The 16,285-nt window shown below is 68.4% G+C and carries 13 protein-coding genes; 7 read left to right on the top strand and 6 right to left on the bottom strand.

Annotation, left to right across the window (positions count from 1 at the left end):
* From BVG12_RS04970 to BVG12_RS04945, 6 genes are all read left to right on the top strand, one after another.
* Window positions 1-987 (top strand): hypothetical protein, encoded by a 987-nt coding sequence (locus BVG12_RS04970; RefSeq protein WP_083684579.1) that lies wholly within the window; start codon window positions 1-3, stop codon window positions 985-987.
* Window positions 977-2,137, top strand: coding sequence for a chromate efflux transporter (chrA, locus tag BVG12_RS04965; RefSeq protein WP_075791450.1), 1,161 nt, complete (start codon window positions 977-979; stop codon window positions 2,135-2,137). The genes BVG12_RS04970 and chrA overlap by 11 nt, the downstream gene beginning before the upstream one ends.
* 9 nt (window positions 2,138-2,146) lie before the next feature.
* Window positions 2,147-3,268, top strand: a complete 1,122-nt coding sequence (locus BVG12_RS04960) for a sulfotransferase family protein (protein WP_075791449.1) — start codon at window positions 2,147-2,149, stop codon at window positions 3,266-3,268.
* A gap of 79 nt (window positions 3,269-3,347) precedes the next feature.
* Window positions 3,348-4,391: a LacI family DNA-binding transcriptional regulator gene (locus BVG12_RS04955; protein ID WP_075791448.1), complete on the top strand. Its 1,044-nt coding sequence runs from the start codon at window positions 3,348-3,350 to the stop codon at window positions 4,389-4,391.
* A 94-nt stretch (window positions 4,392-4,485) separates the two neighbouring features.
* Complete coding sequence (locus BVG12_RS04950; protein ID WP_075791447.1) at window positions 4,486-7,221, top strand: TonB-dependent receptor; 2,736 nt, start codon at window positions 4,486-4,488, stop codon at window positions 7,219-7,221.
* Window positions 7,218-8,177 carry a glycoside hydrolase family 43 protein gene (locus tag BVG12_RS04945; protein WP_075791446.1) on the top strand — a complete coding sequence of 320 codons (960 nt, stop codon included), beginning with the start codon at window positions 7,218-7,220 and terminating at the stop codon, window positions 8,175-8,177. The genes BVG12_RS04950 and BVG12_RS04945 overlap by 4 nt, the downstream gene beginning before the upstream one ends.
* Before the next feature lie 103 nt (window positions 8,178-8,280).
* Here the strand turns inward: BVG12_RS04945 and kefC are convergent, their stop codons facing one another.
* Together kefC and kefF are read right to left on the bottom strand one after the other, a co-directional pair.
* A complete protein-coding gene (kefC, locus tag BVG12_RS04940; RefSeq protein WP_075791445.1) occupies window positions 8,281-10,089 on the bottom strand; it encodes a glutathione-regulated potassium-efflux system protein KefC in 1,809 nt (602 codons plus the stop codon).
* Entirely contained in the window at window positions 10,079-10,666 is a 588-nt protein-coding gene (gene kefF, locus BVG12_RS04935) for a glutathione-regulated potassium-efflux system oxidoreductase KefF (RefSeq protein ID WP_075791444.1), read from the bottom strand. The genes kefC and kefF overlap by 11 nt, the downstream gene beginning before the upstream one ends.
* A 149-nt stretch (window positions 10,667-10,815) precedes the next feature.
* On the opposite strand from kefF, the gene BVG12_RS04930 reads away from it, so the two are divergent.
* Complete coding sequence (locus BVG12_RS04930; RefSeq protein ID WP_075791443.1) at window positions 10,816-11,139, top strand: hypothetical protein; 324 nt, start codon at window positions 10,816-10,818, stop codon at window positions 11,137-11,139.
* A gap of 140 nt (window positions 11,140-11,279) precedes the next feature.
* Here the strand turns inward: BVG12_RS04930 and lpdA are convergent, their stop codons facing one another.
* Genes lpdA through BVG12_RS04910 form a run of 4 tightly spaced genes read right to left on the bottom strand, consistent with a single transcriptional unit; the run spans window position 11,280 to window position 16,278 of the window.
* Entirely contained in the window at window positions 11,280-12,668 is a 1,389-nt protein-coding gene (gene lpdA, locus BVG12_RS04925) for a dihydrolipoyl dehydrogenase (RefSeq protein WP_075791442.1), read from the bottom strand.
* Between the two features lie 4 nt (window positions 12,669-12,672).
* Window positions 12,673-13,998 carry a dihydrolipoamide acetyltransferase family protein gene (locus tag BVG12_RS04920; RefSeq protein ID WP_075791441.1) on the bottom strand — a complete coding sequence of 442 codons (1,326 nt, stop codon included), beginning with the start codon at window positions 13,996-13,998 and terminating at the stop codon, window positions 12,673-12,675.
* Window positions 13,999-14,000: 2 nt separating this feature from the next.
* Window positions 14,001-15,005: an alpha-ketoacid dehydrogenase subunit beta gene (locus tag BVG12_RS04915; protein ID WP_075791440.1), complete on the bottom strand. Its 1,005-nt coding sequence runs from the start codon at window positions 15,003-15,005 to the stop codon at window positions 14,001-14,003.
* A 40-nt stretch (window positions 15,006-15,045) separates the two neighbouring features.
* Window positions 15,046-16,278 (bottom strand): 3-methyl-2-oxobutanoate dehydrogenase (2-methylpropanoyl-transferring) subunit alpha, encoded by a 1,233-nt coding sequence (locus BVG12_RS04910; protein ID WP_075791439.1) that lies wholly within the window; start codon window positions 16,276-16,278, stop codon window positions 15,046-15,048.
* Window positions 16,279-16,285 lie beyond the last annotated feature (7 nt).

The raw sequence follows: 16,285 nt of genomic DNA, 5'->3' as shown, positions 1-16,285 counted from the left end.
ATGGGGATCGCGCGTTTCGACGTTTTCAACGGCGATGCCGACGGCATCTGCGCCCAGCATCAATGGCGCCTGGCCCATCCGGGCGAGAGCACCCTCGTCACCGGCGTCAAGCGGGACGTGGCGTTGCTGGAGAGGATCGCCTGCGGCGCCGGCGCCGAGGTGACGGTGTTCGACATCGCCATCGATGCGAACGCGGCGCCTCTGCGGCGCCTCCTCGACGCCGGCGCCCACGTGACCTGGTTCGACCACCACTCCGCCCGCCAGGCGTTCGCCCATCCGCGCCTGTGCGTGTATTGGGACGACGCGCCGACCGTGTGCACCAGCCTGCTGGTCGACCGCCATCTCGCGGGCCGCTACCGGCCGTGGGCAATCGCCGCCGCTTTCGGCGACAACCTGGCGGGGCCGGCGCGCAGCCTGGCACAGGCCATGGGCTGGTGCGAGGCGCAGATCGCGGCCATCGCGGAACTGGGCACGGTCCTGAACTATAACGCCTACGGGGAGTGCGTCGACGACCTGCACCTGGCGCCGGACGCCCTGTACCTGGCGCTGCGCCCATACGCGGACCCGTTCGAGTTCATCGACGCCTCCGACCAGTACCGCATGCTGGTCGAGGGCTATCGCGACGACGCCGCGCGCATGGACGACCTGCGGCCATACGCGCAGTGGCCCTGCGGCGCAGTCTATGTATTGCCCGATGCCTGCTGGTCGCGGCGGGTGTCGGGGACCTTCGCCAACCGGCTCGCGGCCACGGGCGGCGAGAGCGCGTTCGCCGTGCTGACGCCATGCCCGGACGGGACGTACGTCGTCAGCGTGCGGTCGGGCGAGCCGGCGACGCACGCGGCGCACGTACTGTGCGAGCGTTTCGCCGGCGGCGGGCGCCGCGCGGCCGCCGGCATCAACCGGCTGCCCGCGGCCGACGTCGACCGTTTCGTGCACGCGTTCGCCGATTATTTCGCCGGCTGCGGACGGCGGGCGCATGCGGGCTGAGGCGGGTGCGCCGTCGCTCGCGTCCTTGTGCGCGCTGTTCCTGCGGGTGGGCTGCACCAGCTTCGGCGGCTATATGTCGATGGTGTCGGCGCTGCAGCACGCCGTCGTGACACGACGCGGCCTGCTGACGGACCAGGACGTGCTCGACGGCGTCACGCTCGCTTCGGTCCTGCCCGGTCCGGTGGCGATCAACACGGTCGCGTATGTCGGCTACCGCCTGCGCGGCGCGGCGGGCGCATGCGTCAGCGTGTGCGCCGCCGTGCTGCCGGCCTTCGCGTTCATGGTGTTGCTGGCGACCTTGTATTTTCGCTGGGGCCGGCTGCCGCAGGCGGACCGGCTGTTCATGGGGATCATGCCCGCCGTCGCCGCCGTCGTCCTGGCCGCCGGCTGGCGCATGTGCCGCGCCGCGGTGGCCGGCTGGCGCGAGGCGTTGCTGGCCGCGGGCGCGCTCATCCTGCTGCTGACGTGGCCCGGCCTGTCGGCGACGCTGGCCGTGGTCGTAGCCTCGGCGCTGATCGGGCGCCTCTGGTTCCGCGAAGCCGGCGGTGCGCCCGCGACCCCGGGCGCGCGCGGCGGGGCCGGCGTCCTGCTCGCGACGCCGGTGGTGCTCGTGCCCTTGTTCGCCGCGCAGGCCGCCGTGCCGGTCAAGTTGCTGGCGGCCTTCGGCGGCATGAGCCTGCTGATGTTCGGTGGCGGGTACGTCTCCATTCCCGTCCTGCAGCATGCCGTGGTCGACACCTATGGCTGGGTAACGGCGCGCGAATTCGCCGACGCGATCGCGCTGACGCAGCTTACGCCGGGTCCGGTGCTGATCGCTGCCGCGTTCATCGGCCTGAAGGTGGGCGGCCCGGCCGGCGCGGTCGCGGCGACCGTGGGCGTGTTCACGCCGACGGCGGTGCTGATGGTCGGTTGCGCACACGGGCTGCAGCGCTGCTGCGCGTCGGGCGCGGTCCGGTCGGCGCTGCGCGGCGTGCGCGCGGCCGGCGCCGGCATGGTGATCGCGGCGGCATTCGCCATCGGGAGGATGGCGGCGCCGGTCTGGCTGTCGCCCGTGTTGTTCGCGCTGGCGCTCGCGCTGATGCTGCGCTGGCGCATCGAAGCATTCTGGGTCGTGCCGCTGTGCGGCGCGATCGGTTTTTTTCTACTCTGAGGAGATAGCATGGATTCGAACACGGCAAACGTGAATAAGCGGCCCCGCCCGCTGCTGATGATGCCGCTGCGCCGCTGCGGCAGCCACGCGCTGCGGCTGCGGATGAACTTCAATCCCGAATTTCACTCGCCGTATCCGTTGCACATCGTCGACTTCATGCCGCTGGTGCCCCTGTACGGCGACCTGGAGGACGACCGCGCCTATTTCAGGCTGGTCGTCGACGTGGTCGGGCTGCAGGCGGTCAGCATGGTCAAATGGCCGGACATGGTGTACGACCCGGTCGAGATCTTCGAGCAGCTGCGGCACGAGCCGCGCAGCGTGCACCGCATCGTATGGGAACTGCTGCTGCGCGCGGGCGAGCGGACGGGCGCGAAGATCGTCATGGACAAGTCGCTCGACAGCGTCCACTACGCCGACGAATTGATGCGCCTGTTCCCGGACATGCTGTTCCTGAACGTCGTGCGCGATCCGCGCGGCCAGGTGGCATCGATGAACCGCGCGATCATCCACGACTTCGACAGCACGCTCAACGCCCGTACCTGGGTCCAGGCCCACGACGCGGCGGCGAGCCTGCTGGCGCGTTATCCGGACCGGGTCCTGACGATCCGCTATGAGGATTTCCTGGGCGACCAGGAGGCGACCTTGAAAAGCGTGTGCGGTTTCATCGGCATCGAGTTTCTGCCGGAGATGCTCGACGTGGCGCATTCGCCGGAAGCGCGCAAGATTTCCAGGTTGTCGGCCCTGTGGGCGTCGAACTGCTTCGCGCCGATCCCGGCCAACGCGGATAAATTCAAGCAGCAGCTGAGCCTCGACGACATCCGCGTGATCGAAACGCTGGCGCGCGACTACATGCGCACGTATGGCTATGAATTGATGACGGCGGCGGACGCCGTCATCACCGATGCCTCGTTCGAGGCGGCCCGGGCGCGTTCGGACACCGCCCGGCAAGCGGCCTGGCGCGAACTCGAGCAGGCCAACTTCCGCGATTACGTCTTGCGCAAGGCGCGCGCCGACTACCTTGCGCAGGTGCGGGCGCGGCTCGAACAGGGCGCGGCCGGGCATGGCGGGGCCGGCGGCGATCGGCCGTACAAACTCGACGTGCTCGACGTCGCCTTCGAGGTCACGGACTAGCGGCCGCGCCGTGCTGGCGGCCGGTAATAATTAGTGATAATGTTGTGCTGTCGATATAAATTTGCCAACAAGATCGCCCATGACCCGGCCGCCCCGCACCCGCCGTCCCACGATGACCGACATCGCCAAGCTGGCCGGCGTGTCGCAGTCGACGGTCTCGCTGGTCATCAATCACATGAGCGGCGCGAAGGTGTCGAAGGTCACGCGGGACACCGTGCTGCGGATCGCGCGCGAGCTCGGCTACCCGGTCGAGCGCCACGCGCACCAGGGAGCAAGCGTGGCGCAAACGCGCAACCTGATCGTCTACCTGACGGACGAATTGACGACGAGTCCGCACGCCATGCAGACCATCGACGGCGCCAAGGACGCCGCCTGGGAGCATGACTGCCTCGTCGCCGTGTTCGCCACGCGCGGCGATCCCGAGCTGGAAGCGGCCGTGTTCGCCCGCATGCTCGGCCATCCCGGGCTGCTGGGCGTGATCTATTCCACGATTTTCACGCGCGCCGTGACGGTGCCGGCGGCGCTGTCCGGCACGCCCGTCGTCCTGCTGAACTGCCACACGCGCGACCGCGCCCGCGCGTCCGTCGTGCCCAGCGAGCTGCTGGGCGGCTACACGGCGACGATGCACCTGATCGAAAACGGCCACAGCCGCATCGGCTTCATCAACGGCGAGCACTGGATCGAGGCGGCGGCCGAGCGCCTGAAGGGGTACCGGCAGGCGCTGTCGACGGCGGACATCCCGTTCGACCCCGTCCTCGTCCGCGCCGGCGACTGGCAGGTGGCGGCCGGCTACGAACACGCGCTGGGCCTGCTCGACTTGCCGCAGCGCCCCACCGCGTTGTTCTGCGCCAACGACCTGATGGCGATCGGCGCGCTGGATGCCGCCCGGGAACGCAACCTGACGGTGCCGCGCGACCTGTCCATCGTCGGCTATGACGACCAGGATATCGCACGCTACACGCGCCCGCCGCTGACCACAGTGTTGTTACCAAACTACGAAATGGGCCGCTGGGCGGCCGATTCTCTCATCGCGCAAGTGCGCACGAATCTCACCTCCAGACCCGTCATCAAGATGGAATGCCCTCTGGTGGCGCGGGATTCCGTCGCTCCGCCACGGATCTGAAACGCCCCGAAAAGCGGGTTCAAGCGTGCGTCGGTCCGCCGTTTTTTGCGTTAGCTTCCTGATAAAACTTATTACTAATAATGAGGAGATACGCATGACCACGTTCCAGCTCCGGCCCGTGTGCGCGGGCATCCTTGCGCTGTGCGCACACGCCGTCCAAGCGCAGACCAATGACGATCAGGCAACGCCGGCGACCCAGGTCCAGCAGGTCACCGTCACCGGCCTGCGCAGCAGCATCCGCAGCGCCGAGGCGATCAAGCGCGATTCCGTGCAGGTCGTCGACTCGATCAACGCGGAAGACATCGGCAAATTCCCGGACCGCGCCGCTGGCGACGCCCTGCAGCGCATCGCGGGCGTGCAGGTCGGTCGCGACCGCGGCGAGACGAGCCAGGTCATCATCCGCGGCCTCCCGGACGTCACGACGACGTTGAACGGCATGGAGTACTTCACGGGGAACGGCCGCCGGCTGCAGTACCAGGACCTGCCGGTGCAATCGATCGGCGGCCTGGACGTGTACAAGACGGCGACGCCGAACCAGCTGGAAGGCGGCATCGCGGGCGGCATCGACGTCCGGCTGCGCCAGCCGTTCGACCTGAAGGGCTTGAGCCTGACGGGTTATGTGGAAGACCGCCGCCAGAAGGTGACGGGGTCCAGTGCGACGGGCACGAAGAACAATCCGGGCGGCGGCTTCTCGGTCAGCAACCGCTGGAACACGAGCTATGGCGAGATCGGTGCCCTGTTCGACGTCGCGTTCAACCGCGAGCACTGGGGCTATCCGGTGCAGTGGGTGGACCGGCCCGACCGTGTCCACTCCGTCGATGCGAACGGCGTCGGCACCCGCTTGAACGACGGCCCTCTCGCGCCGCTCACGCCGGGCGCCCGCCTGGGCGAACTGCCGAACGTCGGCGGCATCTACAACGCGGGCGACCGCGACCGGGGCAGCATCCACGGCGCCCTGCAATGGAAGGTGAATCCAACCCTGGAAGCGAACGTGCAATACCTCGGCACGGGCTACCGCGCGCGCAGCGCGGTCGACTACATCCTCGCCATCACGACGTGGACGCCGACGCTGTACAACGTGCAGATGGCGCCGCAAGGCGCTTACTGCAACACGCCGGAAGGCGTGGTGTGCCCGATCCAGTCGGCGTACGCGCAAGCCAAGCAGTTCGGCGGGCCGTACGACTGGGACCCGTACACGGCCACGTCGACGTGGGGCGTGAAGGAACACACGACGACGCACTTCCTGAACCTGGGCCTGAATTATCGCGAGGGTCCGTGGAAGGCCAGCTCAAACTTCGGCTGGACGAAGTCGACCTTCGTGAACGACACGGTGATCGTCGACCAGCAAATCCCGGGCGCCAGCGTCGGCGTCTACACCTATGGCGCCGACGGCCACGGCGGCTATGCGAGCGTGAGCACGCCCGCGAGCCCCAACGCCTTGCGCGACCCGCGCGCGTTCGTGCTGCGCGGGATGGTGCAGAACTGGGGCATTTCGAAGGGCGAGCAGGTGCAGTGGCGCGGCGACGCGTCGTACCGGCTGGGCGACGGTTTCTTCTCGGGCATCGACGCCGGCCTGCGCCTGTCGAACCACCTGGCCAGCTTCCACGGCGCGGAAGGCCACAGCGATATCTCGGGCGCGGTGCGCGCCAATCCCGTCGACGCGTTCGGCCCCGGTTTCGAAGCGATGGTGCCGGGCCTGGACCGCCTGGGCGGCCCGTGGCTCACGCCGTCGCGCGACTTCCTGATCGACCAGGCCGACGCCGTGCGCGCGTTCTACGGCGCCGCGCCGGGCCGCGTGGCGATCGATCCGACCCGCACCTTCGAACAGCGCGAAAGCACGAATACCGTCTACCTGGCCGCGCGCTGGAAGACGAAGGCGGGCGACGTGGACCTGTCCGGCACGGTCGGCGGGCGCTATGTCCGCGTGGCCCGCAACCTGAACGGCAACAGCCGCATCGGCGACGTGGTGACACCGATCGCGGTCAGCTCGACGGAGAACAACTTCCTGCCGAGCTTTGCTGCCGTCGCCGGCTGGCGCGAGAACCTGCAATCGCACCTTTCCGTCGGCAAGACGATCACGCGGCCCGACTTCGTGTCGCTGAACCCGGCCCTGTCCTTGATTCCGCCGACCGTCAACGCGCCGGGCACCGGCTCGGCCGGCAACCCGAACCTGCGGCCCACGCGCTCCATCAACACGGACGCCACGCTCGAATACTACTTCCCGAAAAACGGCTACGCGCAGATCGCGCTGTTCCACCGCGATATCAATGGCTATCTGCAGAACATGGAATCGAACGAAGTCATCGGCGGACAGAATTATCGCGTGACGCGTCCGCAAAATTCCGGCACGGGCACCTTGCGCGGCGCCGAATTCGGCGTCCAGAAATTCTTCGACTTCCTGCCCGGCCCGTGGAGCAATCTCGGCGCCCAGTTCAACTACACCTGGATCGACGGCGACAACCAGACGCTCGTTTCGCCCACGAGCACCGCATACCGCACGACGGCGCTGACGAACGTCGCGAAGAAGAACTACAACTTCGCGCTGCTGTACGAGGGGAACGGCATCACGGGACGCTTGACGGCCACGCACCGCGGCGACTACGTCGAGCAGATCGCCGAGCCGCGCTTCAATATGGACCGCATCGTCAAGGCCAGCACGTATGTCGACCTGAGCGTGTCGTACGCCTTCAGCAAGAACGTGTCGCTGCAGTTAGACGCGATCAACCTGACGCACGAGAAGTACGAGAGCTACCTGCAGTCGCCGATGATCCCGCGCGACATCCGCTACAACCCGACCACGTACGGTCTCGGCCTGCGGTTCTCGTTATGACGATGAAGACGTACCGCAACCCGGTGTATCCCGACGTGTTCGCGGACCCGTTCGTGCTCCGTCACGACGGCATCTACTACGCGTATGGCACGGGGCCGGGCGCGCCGGACGGGCTGCAGGTGCCGGTGCTGCGCTCGGCGGATCTCGTCGATTGGGAACCGCTGGGCCACGCGCTGCTGCCGATCGGCGAATCCCATTACTGGGCCCCGGAAGTGGCGAGCCACGACGGACGGGTCTACATGTATTACTCGGCCGGCTCGGCCGCGGAGGGCACGGACCAGAAGCTGCGCGTGGCCGTGGCAAACCACCCGGCCGGGCCGTTCGCCGACAGCGGCAAGCTGCTCGTGCCCGACCGGCCATTCGCCATCGACGCCCACCCGTTCCGTGCGGACGACGGCCAGTGGTATCTGTTCTATTGCGTCGACTTTCTCGAAACGGAAGGCGATTACCGCGTCGGCACGGGCATCGTCGTCGACCGCCTCGTCGACATGACGACCCTCGCGGGCGAGCCGCGCGTCGTCGTGCGCCCGCACGAGGACTGGCATGTGTTCCGCAAGGGCCGCAACATGTACGGGGCCGTGTACGACTGGCACACGGTGGAGGGCGCGGCCGTGCTGCAGCACGACGGCCGCTGCTACTGCTTCTACAGCGGCGGCGCGTGGGAGCGCGACAATTACGGCGTCAGCTGGGTCGTCGCGGACCATCCGCTGGGACCGTACGCGCGGCCCGAGGGCGGCCACGAAGCCCTGCTGATGCGCACGCCGAAGGGCGGCACCCTGCTGGGGCCGGGCCATAACTCGTTCACCGTGTCGCCCGACGGCAGCACGACGTGGATCGTGTACCACGCTTGGGATCTGGCGCAGACGGCGCGGCGCATGTGCATCGACCGGCTGGATTGGAACGGCGACACGCCATCCACGCCCGGCCCGACGTGGACCGATCAGGCAGCCCCGTAGGGTGGACGGCTCGTCCGTCCACGCGCCCAGGCGTCGCATGTAAGCCCGCGCGGCGATTCATACGTGGTTCGAATGCGTGAACGGCGGAGCCGCCCACCCTGCATCAATCCCAGTCGCTGCCGGTTTCTTCGTCGAACGCCTTGCGGTCCCGCGAAATCATCGCTTCCAGCTCTTCGCGCGCCCGCTTGGCCATCGACACGAACGCCTCCCGGTCCTTGTAATACGGGTAGACCGCGTCGAGCGTCTGCTTATTGTAGCGCCTGAACTTCAGGGCCGCCTGGCGCGTCGCGTACGCGCTCTGGCCGAGGCCCGCCGTCATCACGGAGCGGCCCAGCCGCAGCGCCGCCTCGAACGTCTCGCGTTCGATGAGCTCCACGCCGCGGTCCATCAGCTGGTAGTAATGCGTCACGTTGCGGGCGCGGGCAAACACGGGCAGGTCGGGATACTCGCGGCGCACGGCGTCGACGAGTTTCAAGCTGTCCTCGATATCGTCGATGGCGACGACGACGGCGCGCGCCTTCGCGGCGCCCGCCGCGCGTAGCAGGTCGGGCCGCGTCGCGTCGCCGTAAAAGACCTTGAAGCCGAAATGGCGCAGCACCTCGATCTGGTCCGGGTCGTGGTCGAGCACCGTCAGACGCACGTGGTTCGCATGCAGGAAGCGGCCGACGATCTGGCCGAAGCGGCCGAAACCGGCGACGATCACGTGGTCTTCGTTCGGCTCGATGCGGTCGGCCTCGCGCTTGCCGCCCGCGCATTCGCGCGCGGCCGCGAGGCGGTCGAAGGCCATCAGCGCGAGCGGCGTCACGACCATCGACAGTGCGACGACCACCACGAGGATGGACGCGACGTCCGGCGAGAAGACGCGCGCGGTGGCCGCGGCGCCGAACACGACGAACGCGAATTCGCCGCCCTGGGCGAGCAGCAGCGCGAACTGCAGGTGCTGGCCGCGCGCGATGTCCAGGCCGCGCGACAGGCCGTACAGCACCGCGACCTTGATCACGAGGAAGGCGGCGACGAGGCCCAGCACGAGGCCCGGTTGGGCAAGGAACACGGCGAAGTCGACCGACATGCCGACCGCGATGAAGAACAGCCCGAGCAGCAGGCCCTTGAACGGTTCCAGGTCGGTCTCGAGCGCGTGGCGGTATTCGGAATCGGCGAGCAGCACGCCGGCCATGAAGGCGCCGAGGGCCATCGACATGCCCACCCACTGCATCAGCAGCGAGATCGCGATGACGAGCAGCAGCGCGAATGCCGTGAAGATCTCGCGCGTGTCGGTCTTCGCGATGATGCGCAGCAGCGGGCGGATGAGGAACCGGCCCGCGACGACGAGGCCTGCGAGGACGCCCGCGACTTTCAGCGCGGCGATCCACGCATTGCCTCCGCCGCCCGCCGATTCCGGCACGCCCAGCAGCGGCACGATGGCGATCATCGGGATCGCGGCGATGTCCTGGAACAGCAATATCGCGAAGCCGGCCTGGCCGGCCGGCGTCGGCATCAGGTTGCGTTCCTCCAGCGAGGCGAGGGCGATCGCCGTCGACGACAACGACAGGCCGAGGCCCGCGATCAGCGCGACTTTCCAATCGATCCCGGCCAGCAGCGCCGCGCCGAACAGGCCGGCCGCGACGCCCGCGACCTGCGCGCCGCCCCAGCCGAAGATCGGGCGCCGCAGCGCCCACAGCCGGCTCGGCTCCAGTTCGAGGCCGATCAGGAACAGCAGCAGCACGACGCCGAATTCGGCGAAGTGCAGGGCGTCTTCGCCGTCCGCGACGAAGCGCAGGCCGAAGGGCCCGATCAGGATGCCGGCCACCAGGTAGCCCAGCACGGCGCCCATGCCCAGGCGTTTCGCCAGCGGCACGACCAGCACGGCGGCGCCGAGGTAGACGACCGCGTTTTGCAGGAGGTTATGTTCCATGCGCACGCTCCTCCGCGGCGGCGTTCGCCAGACCCGCGTATCCTTCGAGGCGGCGCCGGAACTCGGCCGCGAGGGCGTCGACGGCTTCCGGCGTCGCCTGGGCCGATCCGTGCATGACGAGCGGCGCGATCCAGTCCATGCCGCACAGCGCGGCCGTCGCCTCGTACGGCGCGAGAAAGTCCGTGAACGGGCGGCCGTGCAGGCCGCCGGGCTGGTAAGCGTCCGGCCCGCTGCCCGTCGTCGTGACGAGCCAGAAGCTTTTGCCGCGCAGCGCGCATTCGCCCGTGTGGTTGTCGTCGTTATATGCCCAGCCCGGCTGCAGCAGGACGTCCATCCATTCTTTCACGAGCGCAGGCATGCCGTACCAGCGGAACGGGTGCAGGAAGACGAGCAGGTGGGCCGCGCGCAGCAATTCGCGTTCGCGCTCGCCGTCGATGTCGAAGTCGGGATACAGCTCGTACAGGTCGCGCAACTCGACGCCGGGCAGCGCGCGCGCCGTCTCGGCCAGGCTTCGGTGGACCGGCGAGCGGTGCGGCGCCGGGTGGGCGAAGACCACCAGGATGTTCGGTTCGTTCATGCGTCTTTTAATGATTGCAACACACTTTTATAGCATATCCTGCACGCATTCTCGCCCGACATGTCCTACAAGCCAGCCGCGTGCATGCCTATAGCCCGGAGGATCCAGAGGATTAAGATGGTCGTCAACGCGAACGAATGGAGAATCCCATGTCCATGCAGAGCGAAGGCAAGGACGCCAAAGGGCGCAACTACGATCAGGTGACGAAGGACGGCTCGAGCGCGGCCGGCACGCTGGGCGTCGGCGGCACGGGCACCAATGCGCAATCGGATACGGGCGGCAATCTGCAAAAAGGCCGCACGGACGACCTGCTGAGCAACGACGCGGAACGCGACGGCGAAGGCTATGTCGGCGAGGAAGCGGGCGAACTGCAGACGGGGCTCGGCGGCATCGGCAGCTTAAGCACCGGCAACGCGGGCAGCCGCCAGTCGGACAGCGACGCGGAGCAGGGCGGCGCCACCAAGCGCAGGTAACGAAGTAGCAAGGCCCGGGCCTGGTCCGGGATCGGGGGCGTGCCAGCGGCCTGGTGCGCGGCACGGGCGGCATCGCGTCGGGGGCGACGCGGTTTCGCCCGTGCGTCTATTCATCAGGTCGTGTGGGCTCGTGCCATCATTCAAATGTGCAGCGCCTGTCCCAGCGCGCGCAGCGCCGCTTCCTGCACGGCTTCGCCCAAGGTCGGATGCGCGTGGATGGTGCCCGCCACGTCCTCGAGCTGCGCGCCCATCTCGATGGATTGCACGAACGCCGTCGACAGCTCGGACACGGCGCCGCCCACGGCCTGCCAGCCGACGATGACGTGGTTGTCCTTGCGCGCGACGACACGCACGAAACCATCCGTCGACGCGAGCGTCATCGCGCGGCCGTTCGCGGCGAACGGGAAGCTCGCCGCGATGCAGTCGCTCCCCAGGTCGGCGGCCTCCTGCGGCGTCATGCCGACGACGACCACTTCCGGATCCGTGAAGCAGACGGCGGGAATTGCGGCCGGCGCGAAGTGGCGGCGCTTGCCGGCAATGAGTTCGGCCACCATCTCGCCCTGGGCCATGGCACGGTGCGCGAGCATCGGTTCGCCCGTCAGGTCGCCGATCGCCCACACGTTGCGCATCGACGTGCGGCACTGGTTGTCGATGCGTACGAAACGCCCGTTCATGTCGAGCAGCAGGCTTTCCAGGCCATACCCTTCCGTGCGCGGACGGCGGCCGACGGCGACGAGCACGCGGTCCGCCGCCAGCACGGCCTCGTCACCGCCGCCGTTCTTCATGCGCACACCGCTGCCGTCGTCCGTCAGGCCCATCACGCTGGCCTCCAGGTGGACGTCGATGCCCAGACGCTCGAGGCTCGTCGCGACGGGCTTCACGAGTTCATCGTCGTAGGCGGGCAGCACGCGGCCGGCCGCTTCCACGACCGTCACGCGCGCGCCCAGCTTGCGGTAGGCGATGCCGAGTTCCAGTCCGATATAGCCCGCACCGACGACCACCAGGTGTTCGGGCAGCGTCGCCGGGGCCAGCGCTTCCGTCGACGACACGACATGACCGCCGAACGGCAGGAACGGCAGTTCCACGGGCGCCGATCCGGTCGCCAGCAGCAGGTGCTCGCAGCGGATGCGCAGATCGCCCACTTCGACCGTCTTGCCGTCCACGATGCGCGCCCAGCCTTGCACGACCTTCACGCCGTTCTTTTTCAGCAGCGCGCCGACGCCGCCCGTCAGCCGTTTGACGATGCCGTCCTTCCACGCGACCGTGCGGTTGATGTCGATGGTCGGCGCGCCCGCGCGGATGCCGAGCGGCGAGTCGTGCGCATGACTCGCGGCCTGGTGGAACGCGTCCGCCGCGTGAATCAGGGCCTTGGACGGGATGCAGCCGATGTTCAGGCACGTGCCGCCCAGGTCCGCCCCTTCGACGAGCACGGTCGGAATGCCGAGCTGGCCGGCGCGGATCGCCGCGACATAGCCGCCCGGGCCGCCGCCGATGACGAGCAGCGTCGTGTTTTCGATATTGATCGCCATGCGTTCACTCCACGAACAGGGTAGCCGGCGACTCGAGGTAGCCGCGGATCGTCTGGATGAATTCGGCCGCCACCATCCCGTCGATGACGCGGTGGTCGAACGACGACGACAGATTCATCAGCTTGCGCGCCACCATGCCGCCGTTCCGGATGACGGGCCGGTCGACGATGCGGTTCACGCCCACGATGGCCACTTCCGGATGGTTGATGACCGGCGTGCTGACGATGCCGCCCAGCGCGCCGAGGCTCGTGATCGTGATCGTCGAGCCGGACAGCTCGTCGCGCGCCGCCTTGCCGTGGCGGGCCGCGTCGGCCAGGCGCGCGATCTCGGTCGCGCTGGACCACGGATCGCGCGCCTCCGCATGGTGCACGACGGGCACCATCAGGCCGGCGTCCGTCTGCGTCGCGATGCCGATGTGGACGGGTTGATACCGCGTGACCACGTTCGCCTCGTCGTCGTAGCGCGCGTTCACTTCCGGGAACTTGCGCACGGCGAGGACGACGGCGCGCATCAAGAGCGGCAGCAACGTGAGCTTGCCCCGTTCCTCGCCATAGCGCGCGTTCAGCTGGCCGCGCAAGGCCTCCAGCTCCGTCACGTCGACTTCCTCGACATACGTGAAGTGCGGTATCCGGCGCTTCGCCAGCTGCATCTTCTCGGCGATCTTGCGGCGCAGGCCGATCAGGGGAATCGCTTCCTCGCCCTCCAGTTGCGCATAGCGTTCGTCCGCGGCCGCCGCGTGGCCGCGGCGATGGCCGGCGAGGTACGCATCCAGATCGGCGTGCGTGATGCGTCCCGCCGGACCGCTGCCGGCCACGTATTGCAGTTCGATGCCGAGGTCCCAGGCACGCTTGCGCACGGCGGGCGCGGCCAGCGGTTTTTCACCGGGCGGACGCGGGGCAGGCGCCGGTGTTCGTGCGGGTGCGGGTGCGGGTGCGGGGCGCTGCGGGGGCGCCGCGACGGCCGGCGCCTCCGCGACGCTCGCCGCCGCTTCCGCCACGCGCGGCGGCTCCGGCACGAAGCCGTGCGGCACGTCGGCCGGTTCGTCGGCCGCGGGCGCCGGTTGCGCGGCCGCCGGCGCGTTGCCCGCGCCTTCGACGTCGAGCCGGATCAGCTCCGCCCCGACGGCCAGCGATTCGCCGACCTTGCCGCCGAGGGCCACGACCGTGCCGTGCACCGGCGACGGAATCTCGACGGTCGCCTTGTCCGTCATGACGTCGGCCAGGACCTGGTCCTCGACGACGGTGTCGCCCGGCTGCACGCGCCACGCGACGACTTCCACTTCCGCGATGCCTTCGCCCAGGTCCGGCATCTTGATCACATGATGTCCCATCCTCAGGCCTCCATCGCTCGCTTGAATGCCGCGCCCACGCGGCTTGGCCCCGGAAAATACGCCCATTCCTGCGCGTGCGGATACGGCGTGTCCCAGCCGGTCACGCGTTCGATGGGCGCCTCCAGGTGGTAGAAGCAGTGCTCCTGCACGAGCGCGGCCAGCTCCGCGCCGAAGCCGCTCGTGCGCGTCGCCTCGTGCACGACCACGCAGCGGCCCGTCTTCCTGACGGATGCCACCACCGTCTCCAGGTCCAGCGGCCACAGGGTGCGCAGGTCGATGATCTCGGCGTCGATGCCGGTTTCCATGGCGGCCGCTTCCGACACCCATACCATGGTGCCGTACGTGAGCACCGTGAGGTCGCTGCCTGCGCGGAACACCGCGGCCTTGTCCAGCGGGACCGTGTAATAGCCTTCCGGGACTTCGCCCTTCGGATGCTTGGACCACGATACGACGGGGCGGTCGTGGCGGCCGTCGAACGGGCCGTTGTACAGCCGCTTCGGTTCCAGGAAGATGACCGGGTCGTCGTTCTCGATCGCCGCGATCAAGAGGCCCTTCGCATCGTACGGGTTCGACGGCATCACCGTGCGCAGGCCGCACACGTGCGTGAAGAACGCTTCCGGGCTCTGGCTGTGCGTCTGGCCGCCGTAGATGCCGCCGCCGCAAGGCATGCGGATCGTCAGCGGTGCCGTGAAATCGCCGGCGGAGCGGTAGCGCAGGCGCGCCGCCTCCGACACGATCTGGTCGGTGGCCGGATAAAAGTAGTCGGCGAACTGGATTTCGACGACGGGCCGCAGGCCGTACGCCGCCATGCCGACGGCCGTGCCCACGATGCCGCCTTCCGAGATCGGCGCATCGAAGCAGCGGTTCGTGCCGTACTTCGCCTGCAGGCCGTCGGTGACGCGGAACACGCCGCCGAAATAGCCGACGTCCTGGCCGTAGATGACGACGTTGTCGTCGCGCCCGAGCATGACGTCCATGGCCGAACGGAGGGCCTGGATCATGGTCATCGGGGTCGTGGTGATGTCGTTGTCGATGTCTCGTTTCACGCTACACCCCCAGTTGTTGGCGTTGACGGCGCAGGTGTTCGGGCATCTCCTTGTAGACGTCCTCGAACATCGACGCGGCGCTCGGCACGCGGCCGTCGATCAGCGTGCCGTGGCGTTCCGCCTCCTTCTGCGCGGCCACGACTTCCGCTTCCAGCTCGGCCTGCAGGGCCTCGTGTTCCGCGTCCGACCACCATCCTTTCTTGGTCAGGTGGCGGCGCAGGCGCGCGATCGGGTCGCCCAGCGGGAAGTAGGTCCATTCGTCGGCGGGGCGGTAGCGCGACGGGTCGTCCGACGTCGAGTGCGGGCCGGCGCGGTACGTCACCCATTCGATGAGTGTCGGACCGAGGTTGTTGCGCGCCCGTTCCGCCGCCCAGCAGGACGCCGCATACACCGCGAGGAAGTCGTTGCCGTCCACGCGCAGCGACGCGATGCCGGCGCCGACGCCGCGCGCGGCGAAGCTGACGCTCTCGCCGCCCGCGATGGCCTGGAACGTGGAGATCGCCCACTGGTTGTTCACGACGTTGAGGATCACGGGCGCCCGGTACACGTGGGCGAACGTGAGGCCGGTGTGAAAATCGCTTTCGGCCGTGGCGCCGTCGCCGATCCAGCCGGACGCGATCTTCGTGTCGCCCTTGATCGCGGACGCCATGGCCCAGCCGACGGCCTGCGGGATCTGCGTGGCCAGGTTGCCCGAGATGGTGAAGAACCCCTTCGCCTTCACGGAATACATGACGGGCAGCTGGCGTCCCTTCATCGGGTCCGCTTCGTTCGACAGCAGCTGGCACACCATGTCGACGAGCGGGTATTCGCGCGCCATCAGGAGGCTTTGCTGGCGGTAGGTCGGAAAGCACATGTCGCCATCCCGCAGCGCGAGGGCATGGGCGCTGCCGATGGCTTCCTCACCGAGCGACGTCATGTAGAACGAGAGCTTCTTCTGGCGCTGCGCGATGACCATGCGCGCATCGAAGATACGCGTCTTCATCATCGTGCGCAGGCCGAAGCGCAGGGTGTCCCGGCCCAGTCCCGGGTCCCAGGGACCCACGGCGTCATCGTCGTCGTCCAGCACGCGGATCATGCCGGCGGCGAGCTCCGCGGTGTCCTGGTAGCGGACGTCGACCGGTGGCCGGGGCGTCGACCCGGCCGGGTGGATGTCGAGGTACGAAAAATCGGTCTTGCAACCCGGGCGGCCGGTAGGCTCCGGGACATGCAGCGACAGAGGTTGACTCTGGCTCATAAACGCT

This window comes from Massilia putida (assembly GCF_001941825.1).
Lineage (GTDB): Bacteria > Pseudomonadota > Gammaproteobacteria > Burkholderiales > Burkholderiaceae_D > Telluria > Telluria putida.
Note: the sequence above shows the minus strand (reverse complement) of the source record. Positions and strands in the feature narration are given on the sequence as shown.